This is a genomic window from Streptomyces sp. V4I2 (genome assembly GCF_030817655.1).
GTDB classification, from domain to species: domain Bacteria; phylum Actinomycetota; class Actinomycetes; order Streptomycetales; family Streptomycetaceae; genus Streptomyces; species Streptomyces plumbiresistens.
Genome location: NZ_JAUSZM010000001.1, coordinates 1 through 20,929 on the forward strand (window position 1 = coordinate 1; position 20,929 = coordinate 20,929).

26 protein-coding genes are annotated in these 20,929 nt (G+C 68.6%); 21 read left to right on the top strand and 5 right to left on the bottom strand.

Annotated elements, in window-relative coordinates:
* Positions 1–1,432: 1,432 nt before the first annotated feature.
* Entirely contained in the window at positions 1,433–2,179 is a 747-nt protein-coding gene (locus tag QFZ76_RS00005; RefSeq protein ID WP_307671717.1) for a ParA family protein, read from the top strand.
* The gene (locus QFZ76_RS00010) at positions 2,176–2,472 is read left to right on the top strand and encodes a hypothetical protein (RefSeq protein ID WP_307671718.1); all 297 of its coding nucleotides are present in this window, start codon (positions 2,176–2,178) and stop codon (positions 2,470–2,472) included. The genes QFZ76_RS00005 and QFZ76_RS00010 overlap by 4 nt, the downstream gene beginning before the upstream one ends.
* Before the next feature lie 237 nt (positions 2,473–2,709).
* Here QFZ76_RS00010 and QFZ76_RS00015 read toward each other — a convergent pair whose 3' ends face one another.
* The 4 genes from QFZ76_RS00015 to QFZ76_RS00030 all read right to left on the bottom strand — a co-directional run bounded on the left by QFZ76_RS00015 (position 2,710) and on the right by QFZ76_RS00030 (position 8,029).
* On the bottom strand, positions 2,710–3,363 hold the full coding sequence (locus tag QFZ76_RS00015; protein WP_307671719.1) for a hypothetical protein: 654 nt from the start codon (positions 3,361–3,363) through the stop codon (positions 2,710–2,712).
* Between the two features lies 1 nt (position 3,364).
* Entirely contained in the window at positions 3,365–6,799 is a 3,435-nt protein-coding gene (locus QFZ76_RS00020) for a DUF927 domain-containing protein (RefSeq protein WP_307671720.1), read from the bottom strand.
* A gap of 266 nt (positions 6,800–7,065) precedes the next feature.
* Positions 7,066–7,308 carry a hypothetical protein gene (locus QFZ76_RS00025; protein WP_307671721.1) on the bottom strand — a complete coding sequence of 81 codons (243 nt, stop codon included), beginning with the start codon at positions 7,306–7,308 and terminating at the stop codon, positions 7,066–7,068.
* A gap of 40 nt (positions 7,309–7,348) precedes the next feature.
* Positions 7,349–8,029 carry a GntR family transcriptional regulator gene (locus QFZ76_RS00030; RefSeq protein WP_307671722.1) on the bottom strand — a complete coding sequence of 227 codons (681 nt, stop codon included), beginning with the start codon at positions 8,027–8,029 and terminating at the stop codon, positions 7,349–7,351.
* 192 nt (positions 8,030–8,221) lie between these two features.
* Here QFZ76_RS00030 and QFZ76_RS00035 point away from each other — a divergent pair, with 192 nt between their 5' ends.
* The 19 genes from QFZ76_RS00035 to QFZ76_RS00125 all read left to right on the top strand — a co-directional run bounded on the left by QFZ76_RS00035 (position 8,222) and on the right by QFZ76_RS00125 (position 19,553).
* Complete coding sequence (locus QFZ76_RS00035; RefSeq protein WP_307671723.1) at positions 8,222–8,845, top strand: RNA polymerase sigma factor; 624 nt, start codon at positions 8,222–8,224, stop codon at positions 8,843–8,845.
* A gap of 5 nt (positions 8,846–8,850) precedes the next feature.
* Positions 8,851–8,985 (top strand): hypothetical protein, encoded by a 135-nt coding sequence (locus QFZ76_RS00040; protein ID WP_307671724.1) that lies wholly within the window; start codon positions 8,851–8,853, stop codon positions 8,983–8,985.
* Complete coding sequence (locus QFZ76_RS00045) at positions 8,982–9,296, top strand: hypothetical protein (protein ID WP_307671725.1); 315 nt, start codon at positions 8,982–8,984, stop codon at positions 9,294–9,296. The genes QFZ76_RS00040 and QFZ76_RS00045 overlap by 4 nt, the downstream gene beginning before the upstream one ends.
* A 1-nt stretch (position 9,297) precedes the next feature.
* Positions 9,298–9,462, top strand: coding sequence for a pRL2-8 (locus QFZ76_RS00050; protein ID WP_307671726.1), 165 nt, complete (start codon positions 9,298–9,300; stop codon positions 9,460–9,462).
* An 82-nt stretch (positions 9,463–9,544) separates the two neighbouring features.
* Positions 9,545–9,961, top strand: coding sequence for a hypothetical protein (locus QFZ76_RS00055; protein ID WP_307671727.1), 417 nt, complete (start codon positions 9,545–9,547; stop codon positions 9,959–9,961).
* A 2-nt stretch (positions 9,962–9,963) separates the two neighbouring features.
* Positions 9,964–11,004, top strand: a complete 1,041-nt coding sequence (locus tag QFZ76_RS00060; RefSeq protein WP_307671728.1) for a DUF2637 domain-containing protein — start codon at positions 9,964–9,966, stop codon at positions 11,002–11,004.
* Positions 11,005–11,365: 361 nt separating this feature from the next.
* Positions 11,366–13,285 (top strand): pRL2-11, encoded by a 1,920-nt coding sequence (locus QFZ76_RS00065; protein ID WP_307671729.1) that lies wholly within the window; start codon positions 11,366–11,368, stop codon positions 13,283–13,285.
* Positions 13,286–13,340: 55 nt separating this feature from the next.
* On the top strand, positions 13,341–13,784 hold the full coding sequence (locus QFZ76_RS00070; RefSeq protein ID WP_307671730.1) for a hypothetical protein: 444 nt from the start codon (positions 13,341–13,343) through the stop codon (positions 13,782–13,784).
* Complete coding sequence (locus QFZ76_RS00075) at positions 13,771–14,106, top strand: hypothetical protein (protein WP_307671731.1); 336 nt, start codon at positions 13,771–13,773, stop codon at positions 14,104–14,106. Before QFZ76_RS00070 ends, QFZ76_RS00075 begins: the two co-directional genes overlap by 14 nt.
* Positions 14,107–14,172: 66 nt before the next feature.
* Complete coding sequence (locus QFZ76_RS00080; protein WP_307671732.1) at positions 14,173–14,931, top strand: hypothetical protein; 759 nt, start codon at positions 14,173–14,175, stop codon at positions 14,929–14,931.
* A 189-nt stretch (positions 14,932–15,120) separates the two neighbouring features.
* A complete protein-coding gene (locus QFZ76_RS00085) occupies positions 15,121–15,564 on the top strand; it encodes a protein kilB (RefSeq protein ID WP_307671733.1) in 444 nt (147 codons plus the stop codon).
* A 37-nt stretch (positions 15,565–15,601) separates the two neighbouring features.
* Positions 15,602–15,955, top strand: a complete 354-nt coding sequence (locus QFZ76_RS00090) for a hypothetical protein (RefSeq protein WP_307671734.1) — start codon at positions 15,602–15,604, stop codon at positions 15,953–15,955.
* Between the two features lie 69 nt (positions 15,956–16,024).
* A complete protein-coding gene (locus QFZ76_RS00095) occupies positions 16,025–16,468 on the top strand; it encodes an RRQRL motif-containing zinc-binding protein (RefSeq protein WP_307671735.1) in 444 nt (147 codons plus the stop codon).
* Between the two features lie 16 nt (positions 16,469–16,484).
* Positions 16,485–16,913, top strand: a complete 429-nt coding sequence (locus QFZ76_RS00100; RefSeq protein WP_307671736.1) for a hypothetical protein — start codon at positions 16,485–16,487, stop codon at positions 16,911–16,913.
* Positions 16,910–17,137 (top strand): hypothetical protein, encoded by a 228-nt coding sequence (locus QFZ76_RS00105; protein ID WP_307671737.1) that lies wholly within the window; start codon positions 16,910–16,912, stop codon positions 17,135–17,137. Before QFZ76_RS00100 ends, QFZ76_RS00105 begins: the two co-directional genes overlap by 4 nt.
* Entirely contained in the window at positions 17,134–17,745 is a 612-nt protein-coding gene (locus QFZ76_RS00110) for a hypothetical protein (protein ID WP_307671738.1), read from the top strand. The genes QFZ76_RS00105 and QFZ76_RS00110 overlap by 4 nt, the downstream gene beginning before the upstream one ends.
* 198 nt (positions 17,746–17,943) lie before the next feature.
* Positions 17,944–18,234, top strand: coding sequence for a hypothetical protein (locus tag QFZ76_RS00115; protein ID WP_307671739.1), 291 nt, complete (start codon positions 17,944–17,946; stop codon positions 18,232–18,234).
* Positions 18,235–18,273: 39 nt separating this feature from the next.
* Complete coding sequence (locus QFZ76_RS00120; protein WP_307671740.1) at positions 18,274–18,975, top strand: hypothetical protein; 702 nt, start codon at positions 18,274–18,276, stop codon at positions 18,973–18,975.
* A gap of 101 nt (positions 18,976–19,076) precedes the next feature.
* Positions 19,077–19,553 carry a transcriptional regulator gene (locus QFZ76_RS00125; protein ID WP_307671741.1) on the top strand — a complete coding sequence of 159 codons (477 nt, stop codon included), beginning with the start codon at positions 19,077–19,079 and terminating at the stop codon, positions 19,551–19,553.
* A gap of 142 nt (positions 19,554–19,695) precedes the next feature.
* Here QFZ76_RS00125 and QFZ76_RS00130 read toward each other — a convergent pair whose 3' ends face one another.
* A complete protein-coding gene (locus tag QFZ76_RS00130) occupies positions 19,696–20,373 on the bottom strand; it encodes a hypothetical protein (protein WP_307671742.1) in 678 nt (225 codons plus the stop codon).
* Between the last annotated feature and the right edge of the window lie 556 nt (positions 20,374–20,929).

Below are 20,929 nucleotides of genomic sequence, written 5' to 3' on the forward strand. Positions count from 1 at the left end.
CCGTGGCGGTGTACCAGCCTTCGGCTGACTGCTCGCCTACGGCGAGCTTCGCGACGCGGAGTGACGGCCTTCGGCCGTCCGGAGCGTCGTGGCGCGGCGGCGCGCTTGCAGTGCGGTCCGTGCCCTCAGTGTCTTCCGTGTGCTCTAACCTGCGGTTTTGCACGGATCGGGCTGTCTCGGTCCGGCCGTGGCCGGACCGGGTGGCGAGACGGACGGTCTCGCCTTCGGCGATCCCTCCCCCGATTCGTGCACTCTGAGTTACTAGACCAATTTCCATGCCACCCAATCTAGAACAACTTCCCCAGCATTTGTCAATACCCGTGAGCCAACTACTTTCCGCAATCTGTCATGATCGCGTCCATGCGCGGTGAGTGACCGAAAGCTGACGACCCATCAGAAAGCTCCGCCGGACCGCCCCCGACGACCGAGCGTCAGCTTTATCTGACCAGATTCACCGCTTCCCTTCTCCAGCCAGCGCGACGGTCCGATGGCGGACCGAATCCGGCGAAAGGGTGAGGATGTGGGGAAAAGCTCTGATAGCGGGCCGGATCGTGTGACGGCGGTCCGGCCCGCGCCGCGTCCGGGGAGAGGGGCGTGGGGGCTGTTGGGGCCAGTGGAAAGTGTGTGTAGGCCCGTGGGTGTGCGCGAAAACTGAACGTACTGAACGTATGGGTCACGAAAACGGCCGCTGACCTGCGGAAACACCTACGTTCAGTTTGGCTGGGCCAACTGAACGCACACTGAACGCAAGAACTGGACGCGCGGAAGGCGAAACAGGCGTTGACCTGCGGAAATGGCTCACGTTCAGTTCCGCACGCCAACTGAACGCACGGCGCGCGACGAACTGAACGTGAGAGGCGAACTGAACGTACGGACCCGCCCGAACTGAACGTGAGCCGTCCTCGGGGGCATCAACCGCGGGCGCCGGCCACCCGGCCCGGGTGCAGTGCGGTCCGGCCATGCGCACCGTGCACGAGGTCGCGCCTCTGGTCGCGCTCCTGGTCGCGTCTCTCGTCGCGCTCCTGGTCGCGTCTCTCGTCGCGCTTCTGGTCGCGTCGGAGCCGACCTCCAGAGGGCATCAAAGACCAGGTCAGGCCGCGTTTTGGGACGTGCCCGCAGCGCCGACTACTTCCCTACAGCGCTGTTGAACAGTGACACAGCCGTACGGAACTGATCGCTTCCACCTGGGAAAACGGGGGGTCGATGACACAGATCAGCTTGTGTCATCCCCGATCTGTGTCATGCCGTGGTGCCGGACCCAGGAAGACCCAGGACCCAGCAGCAGGGCGGCGCCGTGCAGAGCAGGGAGAACACCGGACCGAGGACCCAGGGACCCAGCTCCCGGTGGGTGCCGGCGGTCCCGACGCTCGATCGGGTCACGGCCGGTGCAGCCGGGGCACTGAAGGTCAGTGCGTGCAGTACCTTCCGTGCCATGACGAGAATCCATAGGTGGGCGCTGATCAGCGTGAAGCCCGGCGTCGGCAGGTCGACGTCCGGCATCTTCCTGGGCCAGGCCCTCTACGAGCGGAACATGTCCCCGCTGCTGGTCGATGCGGACAAAGGCCAGACCTGCCACCGCTGGGACGAGCTGGCGGGCGGAATGCCGTACCCGGTCGTCAGCAAGACCAGCCGGAGCCTGGACAAGACCCTGCCGGACCTGGAGGAGGGCCGGGGCGCGGTGCTCATCGACACCCCGCAGATCGAGGACCACGCCGCGATCGCCCGGGGTGCCATGGTCTACGCGGACCGCTGGATCATGCCCCTGGCCCCGTCCGTCGTAGAGGTCGACCGGATGTTCGCGGACGACCACGACAACGGGAAGGACGTCCTGGGGGACTTCCTCGAGGACGCCCAGGAGCTGCGCGAGCGAGCAGGCCGGCCGCGCGCGGACGTGGTGGTCCTGCTGACGCGCACCAACACCAAGAAGGCCACGAAGAACGGCCCGGACGCCGACGTTCGTGAAGCCCTGGCCGGGCGCGGGTACGAGACCCTGACCGCCCAGGTCCCCCACAACGACAGCCTCTATCGGCAAGCTGGCGGGAGCCGGGTAAGGGCGATGGGCACGGCCTACGAGCGGGTACTGAAGGAACTGCTGGCCCGCCCCTACGCCGATGAGGTGCAGCTCCCGCGCCAACAGAACGCAGGGGGAGTCTCCTACACCGATGAGGCCGCCCGATGAGCACGCGCCGCAACCGCTACGGAGCCGCCGCGGACCGGACGAAGAAGATCCCGAAGGCCCCGGACGCCTCGACGGCCCGGGTACGCACTGAGCCGATCCGGGTCACCCTCGACCTGAAGCCGCGCCAGCACGCAGAGCTGAAGCGGTGGTGCAACGGCGCGGCCGTCGACACGGGCCTTCCCGAAGTGGCGCTGGCCCCGGTGCTCCGCATCCTGGGTGAGCTGCTGGTGGAGAACGAGGAACTTGCGGAGCAGGTACGAGCCGAGCTGATAAAGCGTGCCCAACAGCTCTGATCGGGCACTGTCACGCACGCCTGTCACGTCAGGACGAACTACGGGGGTTCGACCCCTTTCCGCAGGTCAGAGCATGCGACAGGTGGAGCGTGACAGCCTGCGTGACACCCTGCGTGACAGGCCACGCGACAGGTGCGTGACACTCCCTGAGAGGGCTACGGAGCCCACTGCAAGCACTGCACGCACTGAGGCCCCCGCCCTGTTCCGGGCGGGGGCCTCCATGCTGCCAGGGTCCGGTCAGAAGATCTCGCCCTGGTCGTCGGTGTTGCCCTCGGAGTCCTTCGGGTACCGCATCGGCTCCCAGTCGATCCCGCTCACATCGTGGATGTGGATGTCATCCGGGGCGACGTGCAGGTACTCCCCGATCGCGGCCTTCAGCTCCGCAATCGCCGCGTCCTCCCCCTTCTCGACGTACGCGTTCACCACGGCGTCCAGCCGTCCCGCCGGGAGGTTCCCGCCCAGGTTCAGGTCCCGGGGCCGGGAGTCCGAGCTGATCGTGATGTAGGCGCTCATCTGCGCCCCGCCGGTCGGCGGGGCCTGGGTCAGCTTCGGAGCCTTCCCGCGCTCCCCCTTGCCGGTCGAGTCGCTGATCCGCTTGCGGCGCCCCTTCGGAACGAGCGCGTCACGGGTCGCCTTGTCCAGCTTGGCGATGCTGTCGGCCTTCGGGTTCTGCTTCCCCGACCGCCACCGCCGCCAGGTCGTCAGCGAAAGGCCGGCGGCCTTCGCGGCGGCCTTGTCGTCGCCCTTGTGCTTCTTCTCCAGCCACCTCAGCCGGTCCGGCAGACTCTTCTTCTGCTCCCGCTCGACCGCGCCGGGGGCCCGTCCGGTCAGCTTGCGGATCAGCTTGTCCCGCAGCTTCTCTTCGCCCTGCTCTTCGCTTCCCCTCGGCATCTCAGGCCCCCAGCCACTCGTCAACGGTCACGTTCGTCTTCGCCTTGAACTGGCCCAGGCCGGTACCGAGCACGAGCCCGGCCGGGACGTCCTGGTCGTGCGTGTCGGCGTTGGACGGGTAGATCAGTTCGTCCAGGTCGAGCTTCACCGGGAAGCGCGGGTTGTCGGTCGGGCGGTTGTCCTTCGACAGCGGGATGATCCCGCCCGCCTTGTACGCCTTGCGCAGGATGCCGGTCCACGCCGCATCCCGGATCGCCCATCCCCAGTCAGGCCGCGCGATCGTCTTCTGAGTCGAGTCCTGGAACTTGCCGTGCAGCGTGCGGAACGTGCCCTTGAGCGCGTTGTAGACAGCCCGCTCCTCGGGGTCGACCGGCTTGCGCGCGTCGTCCAGGGCGCCACTCTCCAGCTCCCTGAAGGCCCGCTGGACGATGTCCTTGAAGTCTCTGAAGGCCTTGTACTGGGTGCCCTCGGAGATCAGCGCTTCCTGGATCTCGACCTCGATCCCGGCCTCGGCGTACAGCTTCACGATCGCCGTGGTCACCCAGGTCTGCTCACCCGGAGCAGCGTGCAGCACCGGAGCGGGGAGCAGCGGGTGAGCCCAGTTCGGGACGGTGATGAGCCACAGCCCGGCCATGCGCGGGTTGAACTCCGGGTACATCACCCGCTCAAGGTCGTTCACGGCGACCAGGGCGTCGGAGTAGGCGGGCAGGTAGTTCTTGTTCCCGTCGAAGCCGTGCACGCGCTGCATGGCGCGCTCATCCTCAGTCAGGTCCCGCGACCAGGTGTTGAGGTAGTTGTAGTCCGGCCAGCGGTGCGACTCGGCAACGAACCGCGGCTTGCGGCGCACGGTCGGGGACTTCAGCATCCGCTTCAGTTCGTTCAGTGCCGTCCGTGCAGCACTGACCGAGTACGTCCAGCCCGTCAGCTCCGAGAACCGGTGCAGCCGGTACGCCAGTTCGGGAGCTCCCGGCAGCTCGGTCTCGTCGACGTCGCGCGGGAACGCGCCCTCGGTCAGCCACTCCGCGATCAGGACCCGCGTCATGCCCGGGTGCTGCGCGTGCTGCAGAACGCTCATCGGCATGACGTGCATCGACTCACCGGCCTTGAACGGCTGGTGCCAGCCCGCGTCCACCAGCGCACGCCAGGGCACCTGGAATTCGGCAGCGGCTTCCCGGTCGGCCTTGCGGCCCTGCCTCTCCCAGACCGACCCCTTGACCCGGGGCCAGCACTCCTCAGCCAGCCCGTACGCCGCGCGAAGGTCGGGGCCGACCACCAGCGTGACGTCATCGGTCGACGCCACCGACCGCAGCAGCGCGAGCAGCGCGGGGAAGGACGTCAGGGCGTCCCCCTCGATCGCCACGGTGTACGCCCCGGCGGCCTCCATCAGGTAGCCGTTCGACGCGGACCACACGCTGAGCCCGGGTGCCTTCGACCGCTGCACCCGAGCAGGTGCAGCAGCAGCCGGTGCAGCAGGTGCAGCAGGTGCAGCAGCCGGTGCAGCAAGTGCAGCAGCAGGCGCCGGAACCGGCTCCGGCTGCTCCTGGACGACCGAGGCCGGGACCGACTGACCCGGCACGACCGCCTTCGCGACGGTGGCCGGCCCCGTGTCCTCGACCGCCGCAGGGCGGCGCTCGGCAGGGGTCCGCAGGTGTTCGTCCAGCGTCGGCATCGGCGCCAGGGGCAGGTCTTCCGCGACTTCGCCGGGTCCAGCGGAGAAGGTCTCCGGGTCCTGGTCCCGGACGCGCCGGATGACGTAGCAGTACACGTACCCGATCGAGTCGCCCAGCCACTCGCGCTTGGTGAGGCCCTGGCGGGAGTTGGACTCTTCGAGCACCAGCAGGCCGTCACGGCGAAGATCCCGCAGACCGGTGCGCGGCGAGACGATGTCCGCTGCCGCGCAGATGGCCTTCAGCTTGTTGGAGAACACCGCGATCCGGCGCTCCCCGTCTTCGTCGTAGACGCATCCGTACGCCTCGGAGACCGTCTCCAGGGCGTTCGGTCCCAGGGCCGCGCTGGTGTACGCGGTCTTCGAGGGGAACAGGGAGGGCTTCGAGGCGAACGTCTCGGAGATGACGGCCAGCAGCTTGTCACCCTGCTTCATGGACGTCTCGCGCATCTCGGTGACCTGCTGCTGGAACAGTTCCAGCCCGGCCTTCAGCGCGTTGGCGCGGGTGCCCTCGGTGCGGGTGATCCGCTCGAACACGGCGGCCCCGGCCACGCCGATGGCGATGTTGCGGCCGATCCGGGCGTCCGGCCCGGTCACCCGGTCCACGCCCAAGTCCCGCTGGGCCCTGGCGATCTCGTTCCAGGCTTCTTCCAGCGTGACTTCGTCCCGCATCCACTTCAGCGGCCACCCGTAGGCGAGATCCGCGAGCCGGGCCAGCTCGTCCGACGTCGGAGCGTCGGCGGTCATCTGGTTCGGGAGTTCCAGGACGCGGACGTTCAGGCCCTCCTGTTCGGTGGCCATGCCCAGCAGGGAGTCATTGCCAGTCGACATGATGACGCCCTTGTACTTCGCGGTCCGGTCGGTGCCGCCGCCCTTCTGCCGTGCGCGGGTGCGCTGAGCGCCCTCGGTGAGCTGGAAAATGATCTGCTCAGCTTCGCGCGGGGTGAGGCGGCCCATCATGCCGATCTCGTCCCGGAAGTTCGTCAGGCACCCGAGGCGCAGCAGGTCTTCGCTGTTGCCGACCTTGGCCAGGTTCCAGTTGCCCATGACGTCCTCGACCCGACCGAAGGCGCTCACGGTCAGCTTCATGATCGAGGACTTGCCGCCGGAGGACCCGCCGCACGTGTGGCAGATGAACGCCTGGAGCTTGAAGGGTGCGAGGAAGTTCCCGCCGATGGCGACGCCCATGAACAGGGCACCGTTCTCGTTGCCCTCCTCACCGAGGATGGTCCCGGCCCGGTCCCAGATCTCCCGGGCCTGCTCCTCGCTCCCGCAGGTGTCGCCGTACCCGTACGGGCCGACGTCGCCGGGCGGGAGCTGGAGGCCGTCAGCGGTCCAGCTCGGAACGGCTTCGACGCGCGGGGCGTCCTCTGCCAGCTTGCTGATCGCCGTACCGGCGGCCTTCACGACCTTGTCGTCCAGGGGCGCGAAGCCGAAATCCAGCTGCTCCATCCAGATTCCCGTCTTGAGGCCGTCGCGGTTGCAGAGGATCGTCATGGTGCCGGCGGCGTCGATGGACAGCCGGAACTCACGAATGGTGATCTTCCGATCGCCACCGCGCCGCAGCACTACTTCGAGGACGTAGGGGAGGGGCGCGACCAGTTCCCAGCGGGCGTCATCGCCACGGCCCAGGAGGTACACGCCGCGCGGGTACGAGCCCGCGCCGATGGAGTACGCCCATGAGCCACTGCTCATGGGGATGGACGGTCCGGGACGGCCCTGGGGGCGGTCCGCCGTCGTCGTCTTGTTCGTCTGTGCCGGGGTGGGCACTCGTTCACCTTTCGGTTCACGGCCCACCCGGCAGAGTGATCGACAAAGAGGGGGGGAGAAATCTCCCCGGCTCTGCCTTACACTCGCAGATGGACCACCTACCAAGGTCAACGTGAACCCGCTTACCGGATTTCGACCCCTCACCTGGTTTCGACGCCAGAGAGGGTCCGGGGCGGGTTTTCGCGTTGACCGGGGTCCTTGATCTTCAGTTGTCGGGCCAGCGTACTCCCGTGACCGGATACCCAGAGTCCAGTCATATTGGCTGCTCAGCCGGGGGTGTTGGGGTCCTTGCCGACCAGGTTCGACAGCAGCGCGATGATCTGCGCGTTCGCGGCCTGCTGTTCGGTGATGAAGGAGTCCAGCTTCTGATCCAGGTTCCCGACCTGGAGACGCACGGCGGTCAGGTCGCTCTTCACGATCCCGAACTCGCGGTCGGTCTTCCCGGCCTGCTCCTCGAACCGGCGAGTCAGCGCCGCGATCTCAGCCTGTGCGATCTCGTCTTCAGGCATCTCAGGTTCCCTCGCTTCGGTGGTCGGTCCAGTGTGGCTGTCAGGAGATGGAGAGCGGATGGCCGGGGGCGTACACGCCTTCCCCCACGCCGATCACCTTGTGGCCGGTCACGTAGATGCTGCGTAGGAGGACGACGGAGTAGATGCCGTCACCCAGCCCGAGGGCTTGGCGGTCTTCCTCGGTGGCGATCCGGGACGTCACCTCCTTGGAGGAGACTTCAACGGTGTTGCCAGAGCGGTCCTCGTAGACCGCTTGCCACGTGGGGTCACAGGCTTGGGGCTCATCCACCTCGGGGACGACCTCAGCAACGTCCAGGTGAACCCAGGACTGAGACGCCTGAAGGATGTTGTCTCCGCGGTTCACGGTCCGCACCCGGTTGACGCACTCGCCCTCTCCGAGGTGTGCGGCGACCCATTCGGGGGCCTGTACCCGGGTGCTGCTCTTGTGATGAATCGTCTCCCCCGGCTGCGTGATGCCTCGGATCCGCTTGGTGCCAGCGATGAGCTTCCGGCGGTCGGAGACGAACACGCCCTTGCCCTGCTGGCTGTGGACGTAGCCCTCGGCCTTGAGCAAGGCGATAGCGCGGTAGACCGCGTTGTCGCTCAGGGCGAATTGCTTCATGAGGGCCTGGGTCGGCGGGAGCTTGTTGCCTGCCTCCAGCGTCCCCCGGTCGATACGGGCCTTCAGATACGCGGCCATGCCAGCAACGGTGCCTGCCATTTCGCCTCCTTCAGTCTTCCTATCGGATGTTGCTTGACGATACCCGAATCATGACCTAACTTCCTACAGGAAGCCACTTCCTATCGGAAGTTTCTTCGATCACAAGCAGAACGGCCCTGAACCGGCATCTCACCTCCGGTTCAGGGCCTGAGACCGAACCCGTCTGAAGTACCAGAAGGGAGCGATCCTGTGATGGATCGTATCGACCTCCAGCCGCTTTCTGCGGCTTCCGCCGAACGGCTCGACAAGCTGTTCCGCCTGTACAACCGCCGCGTCGTGGCGCTGGCCCGGACCCTGGCCAACCACGCCGACGACGCCGACGACATCGCCGCTGACACCTGGCTGGTGGCCGCCCGCTGGATCGAGACCCTCCAGGCGGACGACGACCAGGCCATGGGCTGGCTGGCCACCCTCACCCGGCACGCGGTGCGCGACTTCTACAAGCCGCGCCGCAACCGCGAGCAGCCGCGCGACTGGTCGGACACCGTGTCGTCCTTCGCGCTCCCGGCGGCGCCGGCCGCTGAAGACGTCGCCCTGGCCGAGCCGATGCCGGAGCTCCCGGAGCACCTGGCCGCGCTGGTCGACAGCCTCCCCGAGAACTACCGGACCGTCGTCCGGCTGCGCTGCGAGGGCGTGCCGCACTCCGCGATCAACGAGCACATCGGCCGCCGCGCGGCATCGTCCAGTCGCCTGGTCACCGCGCTGCGCACGCTGCGTCCCGCCATGGCGGACGACCACAGCAAGGTCAAGGACCCGCTCCCGCCCCGTCCGCGTGGCCCGCACCCCTACCGCGCGTCCGTCGCGCTGGCCGGGTGATCGCCGTGACCACCGAGCAGCAGGCTGCTGACGCCCTTGCGCAGCAGCGAATCCAGCAGGCCCAGCAGGCCGCCGCCGCCGCTGAGGCCGCGCGCCAGGCCGCCGCCGCCATCCAGGCCCAGCAGGGAGGCCAGAAGTGAGTGCCGAGATCCGCCGCCTGGAAAGGGCGGTCACGCTGGCGGAGCGCAAGCTGGCCGCCGCGAAGAACGGTGAGATGTGGCCGCTGACCGGCTCGGAGAAGCGCCAGGTCATCACGGCTCTGGCCGGTGGCTCCGTCAAGGTCGTGCGAGGCAAGAGCACCGCCCGTGCCGACTCGAAGCTGAAGCGGCTTGAGGCGTCGGTGACGGGTCGGCTGAGTGCGGAGCTGTCCGCCCTCCAGACCGCGCACCAGACGGCCGTGAACAAGGCCGCCGCCGACAAGGCCGCGAAGAAGCGCAAGGGCTGGTTCTGACATGGCGGGCGACAAGGCGACGAACCCGCCCCGCGGCGAGTGCCGTCAGTGCTGGTTCCACGCCTACGCCTCCCGCCAGGCGCACGCCCACCTCGGTCCGCGTGAGGACTGCCCGGAGTGCGTCGCGCACATGAACGGCCACCCCGCGCACCTGATCGTCCGCTGACCGACCTGTCCGCTTCCTGATCCACCCTGCCGGGGCCACACCCGCTGTGGCCCCGGCGCCCCGAGACGAGAGGTCCCACCCCGTGAACGTGCCCGAGCCGTACCAGGCCCAGCAGCAGCAGTTCCCCGCCGTGCAGGTGCCCCCGGCCGTGCCCGCGCATCACCGCCCGCCGGCCGTCGAGTACCGCGACGGGGTGCCGTACCACTACACCGTTGGCCAGCCTCAGCCGATCATCGTGCAGCTCCCCGAGCAGTCGTCCATGAGCCCCGCTCAGCGGGAGCTGATCGTGAACGTCGTCCTCCTCCTGGTCGTCGCCGTCGTCCTGTGCGGCTGCGTGGCCGGGGTGGTCGTGATCTGCGGCGGAACCCTGATGGGGATCATCGGCGCGATCGGCGCGAACGCCGTCCCGATGGGACTCACCACCGTGGGCGTGATCGTCGCCGCCGGGTGGCTCGTCTCGCGGCTCAAGTCCTTCACGAACTCCAGCAAGGAGAAGTAGAGATGTACGTCCCCGACATGCCCGTGAAGACGAAGCGCACCGCGTCCAGCACCGTCAACGACCTGATCGTGGCCGGGCTCGCCGTCGCCTCGTTCGTCCTGTCCGGCTGGTCCCTGTCCACCCTGCTTATGGGTGCCGGCACCCCGAAGCCCGTCGCCATCTTCGCCGTTGGTGTCTTCGACGGCCTGGCGCTGCTGGCCGCTCTCCAGGTGTACGAGCGTCGGCACGAGCCGTACAAGGCGTTCGGCGCGCGGCTGGTCATGATGCTGGCCCTGCTGGCGTCGTCCGTCGTCAACGCCGCGCACGGCCAGGACATGGGCGGCTGGACGACCGCCGTTGTCCTCGGTGCCGCGCCGCTGGCCTTCGAGATCGCGTTCGAGCTGCGCCACCGCTCGATGACCGGCCTGATCTGGGTCCTGTTCTACAAGGAGGCGAAGGCCGCCCTGGACCGCGACGTGTGGGTGCGGATCGCCCCGGCGACCGAGCCCCCGACCGGTCCGGCGGACCTGTACCAGGTGATCCGTGAGGACAACCGGACCGAGTCCGCCGCCGTGTCCGCCGCCCCGGCGGACAACGCCCCGGCCGTGTCCGCCGCGTCCGCCGCCCCTGCCGAACTGACCGCCGCTGTCCGCCCGGACACGGCGGACGTCCGCCCGGCGGTCGGAAACCCGCTGTTCAAGGCCCCGGCGGACGGCCCGTTTGTCCGCCCGGACACGGACGACGTCCGGGAGGACACGGCGCGGGAGCGGGTGCTGTCCGGCCTCGGTCTGCCGCTCGACACCCCCAACGTGCCCGCCCCGGCGGACAAGTCGACGGACACGGCGGACAAGTCGGCGGACAACCCGGCGGTGTTGGTCAAGGCGTCCACCGTCGCCGGTGCCGTCCGGGAGCTGAAGGCCCAGGGCGTCCAGGACGTGGCAACCCTGATCGCTACCGTGCCCGCCGTACTGGGCAAGCCCGTCAGCCCGGAGACCGTCAAGCGCGAGGTCCGCCGCCAGGTCCCGAAGACCCCGGCCCCGGCCGGGACCGGTCAGTACCTCTGATCAGCCGTGGTCGGGGGTCCGGCACCTGTTCGTGACCCCCGACCACGCCCCCAATACCCGGACCGATACCGGTTCGTGACCGTGGTCGGGCCCTCTTGGTCGGCCTTGTGGTCGGGGGCAATAAGCACGATCCGCAGGGCGGGAAAAGGAAGGGGGGAGAATTCTCCCCCCCGGTCTGAAAGGGCCTCATATTCCGCCAGGAGAAACGCGGAAGACGAATGTCAGAGGCGCGTAGTACGAATTGAAGTGCACGACGCCGGAGTTACGGGACCGGGCCCGATGACAGCGGGCCCGGCCCCTCCGGTCCAGCAGGACCGAGCCACTCCTTCAATCCATCGCAGGGAACAGGAGCAGCAGGCCGATGATGGCACGCAAGAAGCAGCAGCAGACGGATAACGACCTCGAAGAAGTCCTGGGAGCCCTGGTAACGAGCCTGCCCAAGGCGGCGTGGCGCTTCGGCTCCGGTGCCCCGATGGACGGCAAGCCGCGGACCGATGCGACCTGGACGCACCGGGGCACCCGTACGGAGCGGGAGGACGGCTGGCAGGCGCACCGCTGGGACTACCTGGCGCGGCTGGAGAGGGCCGGGTACCGCTGGGCCGGAGCTGCGGGAGTGGCCGGCACCGGCTACGCCTACAGCCAGGACCCGACCGCGACCCTCGAATGCCTCCAGGTGGGCAGCTTCGGGGCCGGTACGGCGGCCTCGGCCTGGGTGGGCTACCGGCTGATGGACGGGGCCGTGACCTGGCGCCACCAGCGCGATTGGGTCTGGCCGCTGCACGTCGCGCTGCGGGGGAAGCTGGGCTATCCCGAGGGCACGAAGCCCAGCCGGTACATCCACATTCCGGTGAACTACACCGAGATCACGGGCGACGCTATCCGGATCGATCTGCCCGCCGATTTCGCGGGTGAAGAGGAAATCAAGTCGGCCGTGAAGACGACGCTGACGAACAAGCTCGCACTTCAGGACGTCACCTTTTCCTGGCAGACCGAGGGCAAGAATCACCACGTTCTCGTGAAGCAGTCGCCCCGCCCGCCGTCCAAGGTCATGTTCTCCGATGCGGAGATTCAGAAGCTCATCGAGTCCATGCCGGAATCCGCCCCGCTCATCGGCCTTTCGCACCGCAACAAGGCGGTTTCCGTCGACCTGGACGCGGAATCCCCGCACGTTCTCGTCTCGGCCGGTACGGGTGGCGGTAAGTCCGTCATTCTCCGCGCCATCTTCGCCCAGCTTCTGAGGAACGGGGCAATCGGCGCGGTTCTCGACCGTAAGCGCCATTCCCACAAGTGGGTTCGCGGCCTTCAGGGAGTCGGCTACTTCCGGGAGATCGAGGACATTCACGATGCGCTTATCGCCCTCGGAGAAGAGGGTGAGCGGCGTAACCGGATCGTGGATGAGTGGGACGGGGACGACAAGGACGCCCCCGTTGGTCCGCGTCAGGCAATTCTCCTCGAAGAGGCGAATGCCACGATCGGAAAGCTGAAGCGGTACTGGACGAAGATTCGCGACCCGAAGACGGACCCGAAGGAATCCCCCGCGCTGGACGCATTGGGCGAAATCCTTTTCATGGGCCGCGCGGTGAAGATGCACGTTCTCATGGTCGCTCAGTCGGCCACGGCGAACGCGCTGGGTGGCCCGGAAATGCGCGAGAACTTCGCGACGCGCATTCTCGCCCGCTACACCCGGAACGCCTGGAACATGCTGGTCCCCGAGGTGCAGCCGTCGCCGAAGTCGACGCGCCACCAGGGCCGCGCTCAGGTCGTCCTGGGTGGTGTCGCGCACGAGACCCAGGTCGTTTTCTTCACCCCCGAAGAGGCCCGCGCCTGGGCCGAGCTGGGCCGCACCGTCACAGCGTCTCAGGGTCACACCACCCCCATCCACCTGGGAAAGGGCCCTGTGACCGTCACAGGGGACGCTGTGACCGAGGCGGGGCCGGCCATCCCCACCCAGGGCGGCTCGAAGGGCCGGGTGCGGGAGGACAGCGACGGCTTCAAGGCCGACATGGAGGCCCTGTTCGCCATGGGCCCGACCGAGGCGACCGAGGCCGCTCAGGACACCGATATCCCGGTCACGCTGAAGCAGGCCGTTGACCAGGAAATTGTCTCGGTCAGCCTCTCCGTGCTCCGTAAGGAATCCAGCGACAAGAGCCGTGGAAAGGAATTCCCCGCCTCGGTCGGAGTCGACGCGAAGACCCGTGGAAAGCTCTACCGGCCGTCTGAACTGGCGCGCTGGGAGCGCAACCGCCCGAAGGCCGGGCAGATCGTCGAACAGGAAGACTGACCCGACTGCCGGGGGCCGGTATCGCACCGGCCCCCGGCCCCGTGGAAAGGCCGGAATGGGAATCCTCAGCTACTTCCGAGAGAAGAAAGCCGAAGCCGAAAGGCAGCAGGCGCGAGCGCGTCACTGGAAGCTGGTCAACAAGTCCGCCGATATGGCCATCTCCGAACTGGTCCGCGACTACGTCCGTTTCGAGCAGGGCTATCTGTACGCGGCAGATGTGATCAGGGTCGGACTGGAACACTTCAATTACGAGATCCCGACCGAAGACGCCGATGCCGCGCTTCATAATCGGCTGGAGTTCCGGGGATACAACCCCCGCCGCTTCCAACCGAACTGGGACTACCACCACGGAAAAACGATCCGAGACAAAGAGCCGGAACCGTGCAACGGCTTCGACTACCTGTCGCAAGAACTCCCGGACCACCCGCATTGCCGCCGCTGTAACTGGGACATGACGAGCCACCACGAAAGGAAGGCGAAGGAAAATGACCACCGCTGAGATTCCCGTCCCGATGACCGAGGAAGAGACCGACCGGAAGTCCTGGATTCCCGCGTGGGCGAAGCTCCCGAAGTGGACGCCGACCGCGCTCATCGGCTCGGCTTTGCTGCTGCTGTCCTTCGCGCTCTACAACGCGCTCAACATCGTGGTCCGGCTTCTGCTGGCCCTTCACGAGTCCTCGATCCCGTGGTGGGGCGCGTTCTTCGTCTACGCCTTCATCGGCGGTGCGCTCTACCGGGCCTCGAAGGAATTCAGGGCCTGGGCTGAGGCCGCGAAGAGCCGATGGGGTGTCTTCACCCGCTGGGCCAAAGCGCTCGTCTGACCCGTTGTCCGGTCCGGGTGAAAGCGTCACCCGGACCACCGCCGGAATACCTCGAAGGAGAACACCGTGACCACCGCCGTGAACACCCGGACCCGCTACAACGACACCGGCCGCGCGATGCTCGTGCCGCTGCTGGTCGACCCCGCGACCAACCGCGGCCGGAACCTCGACCTGGAGGTGACGCCGCATCTGCTGATCTCCGGATACACCGGCTGGGGTGCCACGTCCGCGCTGCGCCTGGTGGCCGCGCACACCGCCCGCCACGGCATCGACGTCCAGGTGCTCGACCCGTGCCCGAAGCGCGTCGGCTTCACCGGCCTGGAAGACGTCGGGCCGTTCGTCACCGTCCACCGCGACCTCGAGGACGTCCTCCAGGCCGTCACCGACTTCGTGACCGGCTTCGAGATCCGCTTCGAGGAACTGGACGGCCGTGCCCCCGAGTCGCACCGGCTCCTGGTGGTCGACGGCCTGGAGAGGCTGCGGAAGTCCGTGGTGGGCGACGGGGCCGACCGCTGCTCGGTCCTGGACGCGTTGGAGCCCGTGCTGACGCTGGGCCGCGCGGTCGGCTACCACGTGGCCGCCTCGGTCTCGCAGTCCTTCGCCGCGCGCCGGCACTTCCCGCGGGCCTTCAAGGACTGCTCAGCCCTGCTGAACCTGGGCCCGACGACCAGCCGCGCGCGTACCGAGCTGCTGGGTGCGGGGCCGCGTCCCGCCGGGGTGCCGGCCGGACGCGGGGGCGGGGAGTTCGCGGACTACGACGGACTTCGCGCGGTGCGCACGGTCTTCGTCTCCGAGGACGAAGCCCGCGAGATCGCGCGCGGCTGACCGCCGGACGTCCGGCACGACTGCGGGCCCCCGTCCAGGTCAGGGCGGGGGCCCGCAGTGCTTTCAGTGCATGCAGTGCCTTCCGTGCCTGATGACCTCGAAGAATCTTCCCCGAACCACTTGCCCACTTGTACGGAAGTCCGTACAGTCTTCCTTGTACGAACTTCCGTACACGACTGGAGGAACCCAATGCTGACCGCCCTGATCGCCGTACTCGGCACCCTCGCTGGCTCGCTGCTCACCGGGGTGTTGCAGCACGCCAGCCAGCGGGCCACCAGGCGGGCCGAAGCTGCCGAGCGCGCTGCCTCTGAGGGTCTGGCCGCCGTCGCTGAGCTGGTGGCCGCGCTCGCCGACCACCGCCGCGCGATGTGGGTCCGTGAAGACCTGCGCCTGAAGGGCGAGGACTGGAGTGAGGCCCGCGCCGAGAGCCACCGCACCCGCTCCGCGATCACCGTTCCCCTGCTCCGCGTGCAGATGCTCATGCCGTCCGTCGCCACCGCCGCGCGTGCCGCTGCCGATGCCACGTACGCGATGCGCGGCGCTGACGGAGCCACCCCCCTCGCGGGTCGCCGCGAGATGGCGATCAGCGCGACCGACGCACTCGTGACGGCCGCCGGTCGGCACTTCGCCTGACCCCCGTCCCAACGTCCCGACAAGCCTGGAGGCTTACGTGATCAGCAAAGAAGCCGCCCGCCCGCTGGCCTGGGGTCTGTCCCTGGGTGCCTCGGTCTTCCTCGTTCAGCACCTCTTCGGCGACGTCCCCGCCCGCTGGCTGGCCGTCGCGCTGATGGTCGCCGCACTGCTCGACTTCTTGGTCCACCGCGTCAGCCGGTCCGGCTACTGGATCGCCCGGGGCGTCGACTCCGAGGTCGGTGAGCCCTGCTGGCTGGTCAAGGGAGGCCCGTTCGTCTGCCACGACGACGACACCGTGGCCGAACTCGGCACCTGGTGGCAGGCCCGCCGCTACGTCGCCCGCTCCGAGCGGCTGATGACCGAGGCGATCCGGCGCCGTGCCCGTGGCTGACCGCTCGTAGCGAGGGCCGGGGATGTTCCAACCACCCCCGGCCCGCGCACGACACGGAAGGAACTTCCGGTGCAGGCCGAACCCTACGAGAACGAAGCGTGCGTGATCCCCACGTACCGCAAGCGGTGTGCTCCCGAGGGGCTGTTCACCAGGCGACAGCTCCGCAAGCGCGGGCTGAGGCCGAACGGCCACGACCCGGTTGCCCAGCTCCTCTACTGGCGCCAGGGATGGCGGTACGCGTACCTGTACGACGCCGCGCTGGCCGCCCCGGTCCGGCCGATGACCCCCGGCCGGTGGCGCTCGATCGCCGCCATGTTCGCGGCCCGCATGACCTGCCCGCAGTGCGGCGAACTCCGTGAGGAGTTCATCGCTACCTCCGTGGGCCACTGCACGCACTGCACGTGCCTGGAACAGGGCTGCAAGCAGTGCGACTTCGGCATCCCGGCCCGTCCGGTGCCGACTGACGAGAACCCGCCCGACCAACCGTCCCGGCCGCTGATGATGGCGGCCTGACCCGATGGGAGACACCATGACCACCCCGGCCCCGGACGTCCGAGACGCCTACGCCGAAGCCCCGCCGATCACGCGGGAGACCGTCGCCCTGCTCAAGATGCGGCGCGAGCTGGGTGACGACCGCCCGACGTACTACCCGCCCGCGAGCGTCAACGAGGTCCGCGAAGTCCTGCTGCGGGAGGCCGCGCTGCTCGACCGTCTCGCCCTGGACGACTCCGAGGCGATGGGCGACGCGGTGAAGGCCGCTGTGGAGCTCCGGGACTTCGACACCCGCCAGGGCCACGGCCCCGGCGCGACCTTCGAGGGCGTGGTGCCGCCGTACGCCTCGCAGTGGGAGGCCGACCCCCGCGGCTACGTCCGCCAGGAGTACCACCGTTGGCTGACCGTCCCGCCGTGGAACTCCGTCAACCCGCCGGCGGCCTGGACGCAGGAGAGCGACCGATGACCGACGTCTGGAAGGGCAAGCACCTGGTGGACCGGCGCCCGGTCTCGGACGTCGATCTGCACTACCGGATCTACAACGCGGCCACGGGGGAGCTGCTGAGCTTCGGCAGCAACGGCGGCCCCGGCTCGCTGAACGGCATCGTCCAGGACGCGCTTCGCACCCAGCAGGAACACCCCGGCGTGCGTTTGCACGTTGAGCAGTTTGAGGGGCCGGTGTACGAGTGACCGGCCGTCGTTGGTTCGAGCACCAGGCCCTCCCCGTCGTCGCGGCCGTCGCGGTGGCGGTCGGCCTCTACGTCTGGAGGGGAGGGCACTACCCGCTGCCCGTCGACCTCATGGCGCTCACGGCCATGGGCCTGTTCGTCTACATGGGAGTGCGCCAGCTCGCCCTCTCCGCTCGGTTCCGCAACGAAGACACGAAGGAGAACGACCCCATGACCGATCTTCCGATCGCCCCGCGTGACGAGTGCAGCAGCAGCGCCGGTGATCCGGCCCAGCTCGAAGAGCTCAGGGCGAAGCTCGACCTGGACGGCCAGCCCAGCGCTGGCACTTGGAGCCCGGTCACCGTGTCGTCCACCCCGACCACCGCCGAAGAGTCGCGCAACCGGTGGGCGCGGGACCACAAGACCCGGGCCGTCGTCGGAGCCGGCGGGACCGTGGTGCGCAAGCTCGACATCCCGACCGACCTCGACCGCTGGCACCCCAACGAGATCCAGGACTGGATGACCGAGGTGGAAGAGGACGAGTCGGTCTCCGAGGCTGACATCGGCCGCGCCCGTAAGGCCGTCGCTCATGCCCTCGGTGTCGACGACGACGCGTCGGCCGGCGCCTGACCGACCCCGCCCGCACCACCTGAAGGCCCTGCCCACATCCGGGCGGGGCCTTCAGTGCGTTCAGTGCTTGCAGTGCCTTCCGTGCCTGATGACCGGCACAAAGAATCTTCCGGGACCGCTTGACGCGCTTGTACGGGAGTCCGTACAGTCTTCCTTGTACGAACTTCCGTACAGATCAGACGACTCGGGGAGCGTCCCATGGAAGCCAAGGCCAACGCCGCACTGCTCGCCCTCTTCGCCGTCTGCGGCCTGATCATGGGCGCGCTCACCGGCTTCTTCGCCCTCGACCACGGCGCGACCGCCACGGCGGCCCTGAGCTTCGCGGGTCTCATCTACGCCGCGACCGTGGGCACCTTCGCCAAGGTCGTCGGACGCTCCGGAACCGCGGTCGTCTGCCAGACCCTGCTGCTCCTGGTGGGCGCCAGCGTCGCCGTCCTCGGTGCCGTGCTCCTGGCCCCCGCCGGCGTCCGCCTCAAGCCCGCAGCCTGACCGACCCGCCCACCGCACCACCGACCCAAGGAGAACCACGTGAGCAACGTCGACCCGATCGGCTTCGTCCCGCCCGAGGAGTCCCGCCTCGGTGGCGGTGACATCGTCATCAGCCTGACCCCGGCCCAGTCCAAGGCCCTCGGAGCGGAGGCCGGGACGATGGCCGACTGGTTCCACTCCGCGCTGTGGGCGATGGCGATGCTCCGCTCCGGCCGCAACTCCGCCGGTGAGCCGTACTTCGCCGGACCGGCCGACTGGTACACCCCGATCAACGACCTGGACAACCGGCTGATCCGGCGCCTGGAGGGCATCCGGGACGCCGTGGTCCGCTCGCACGCCCGTTCCGGCGGCACCGTCCAGGACCTGGCGCTTGCGATGGACGTCTCCCGCAGCACGGCCCAGTACCGCCGTGAGGCCCTGCTGGCCGCCATGCCCAGCACCTGGGAGCGCTGGGCAGAGGACGGGGGCCCGGACGACAAGGGCCGCATCGAGGACCCCTACAAGCCCGGCACCCCGGTCGCGGACGGTGATTTCGTCATCGGCCAGAAGGTCCGGGTCGTGGGCGTCTCCGGTCCGCTGGCCGACCGCACCGACCTGATCGGCAAGACCGGCCGCGTCGCCACGGGGTGGGACGACGGAACGGTCATCGTCCGGGGCCTGAGCGGCAAGGACCGCGAGACGTACGAGGACTTCCTCGGCTTCGAGCCGCACGAGCTGCTGGACGCCGAGCGCAAGAAGTGAACGTACGGAACTGAACGTACGGCGGGGGCGGCCCGCCAGTGCCAACCGACCGGACCGCCCCCAGCCTCCCGACCCTTCACAGACCCAGGAGAGAGACCATCATGACCGACGCCGCCGCCCTCTTCGCCGCCGTGTTCATCGCGCTGTACGTCGCGCACTCCGTGGGTGACCACTGGGTGCAGTCGAGTTGCCAGGCCGCGACCAAGGGACAGCCCGGCTGGACGGGGCGGCTCGCCTGTGGCCGGCACGTCCTCGGCCTGACCCTCACCAAGGTCGTGGTCCTGGTCCCCGTCGTGCTCGTGCTCGACCTGTCGGTGACCGCCCTCGGTGTCGCCCTCGGCCTCGGCCTGGACATGGCTTCCCACTACTGGGCCGATCGCCGGACGACGCTCAAGCGGCTCGCTGACCACGTCGGCAAGGCGGAGTTCTACAGCCTCGGCACCCCCAACCACCCGGGCCACCCGACGACCGCCGAAGGCACGTACGCCCCGACCCTCGGGACCGGCGCCTATGCCCTCGATCAGTCCTGGCACATGCTCTGGCTGGGCATCGCGGCCCTGATCATCGCGGCCATCTGAGCCCAGCACTGCACGCACTGAGTGCACGTGCCTTCCGTGCCTCCTGAACAGCCATAACGGCCCCTCACAAGCGCGTGAGGGGCCGTTATGCTGCCCAGGGCCAGACAGGGCGGGAGAGGCCGTCAGACGGCCGCACAGGGCCTCAGCGGGCCCGCCGGATCGCTGCCCGCAGCACGTCCCCGGTCGTCACGATCTGCTCCCGCAGCTTCTCCCGCTCCCGCAGCGCTTCGGCCGGCGCCCGCTCCGCGAAGGCCGCCGCCATCATCGCCAGCTCGGCAGGTGCGCCGTTCCGCGCCGCGTCCTTCAGCTTCCCCATCGGGCCGTCGCCCCACCGGTCGGCCCACGCGCACAGGGCCTCGACCGCCGGGGCGCTCACCCAGTAGCAGCCCCTCACCAGCCGCTCCGCGACATCGTCCGGCAGCTTGACCGTGACCCTGCCCTTCAGCAGCGTCCGGCCCTCCTGGTCGAAGCCCTCCCGGCCGTTCCCGGTCCCCACCGGACGGCCCGCAGCCGAGACCGCGTGCGCGGGGACGGGGTTCCAGTTGCTGTCCAGTCCGCGGCTCCGCATCTCCGGACGGACACCCCGGAGCACGACGAGATCCCGCGTCCCGGCGAGCCTCCCGGACTCCCGGAGCCGGGCGCGCTCCGTCCGGACACGCTGACGCGCTTCACGCAGAGCACGGCCGCGAAGGCTCCGGATGCCCTCCCGCTCCCGCGCGGCCTTCAGCCATGCGTCCTCGGCATCCCTGCCCGCCTTCACTGCGGATTCCAGCGCCAGCAGGTCCGCCGGATTCACGGCGACCACAAACGATCGAGACATGCGAGAGAGTCTAGCCAGATATTCAAATGGCCTCTGAGCTGCGGATTCTCGGTCTATCTGACCAGATAAATCATGGCTGAGGACCCAGCGCCGGACGGCCGCGCGTGGCCGCCGGCCTCCCGGCTTCGCGCGGTCGTCGGGACCGGCCCGCGGGTCGATTCTGAGCGCCCGTCAGCTCTCGGTCACTCACCGCGCATGGACGCGATCATGACAGGTTGCGGAAAGTAGTTGGCTCACGGGTATTGACAAATGCTGGGGAAGTTGTTCTAGATTGGGTGGCATGGAAATTGGTCTAGTAACTCAGAGTGCACGAATCGGGGGAGGGATCGCCGAAGGCGAGACCGTCCGTCTCGCCACCCGGTCCAGCCACGGCCGGACCGAGACAGCCCAATCCGTGCAAAACCGCAGGTCAGAGCACGCGGAAGACACTGAGGGCACGGACCGCACTGCAAGCGCGGCGCCGCGCCACGACGCTCCGGACGGCCGAAGGCCGTCACTCCGTGTCGCGAAGCTCGCCGTAGGCGAGCAGTCAGCCGAAGGCTGGTACACCGCCACG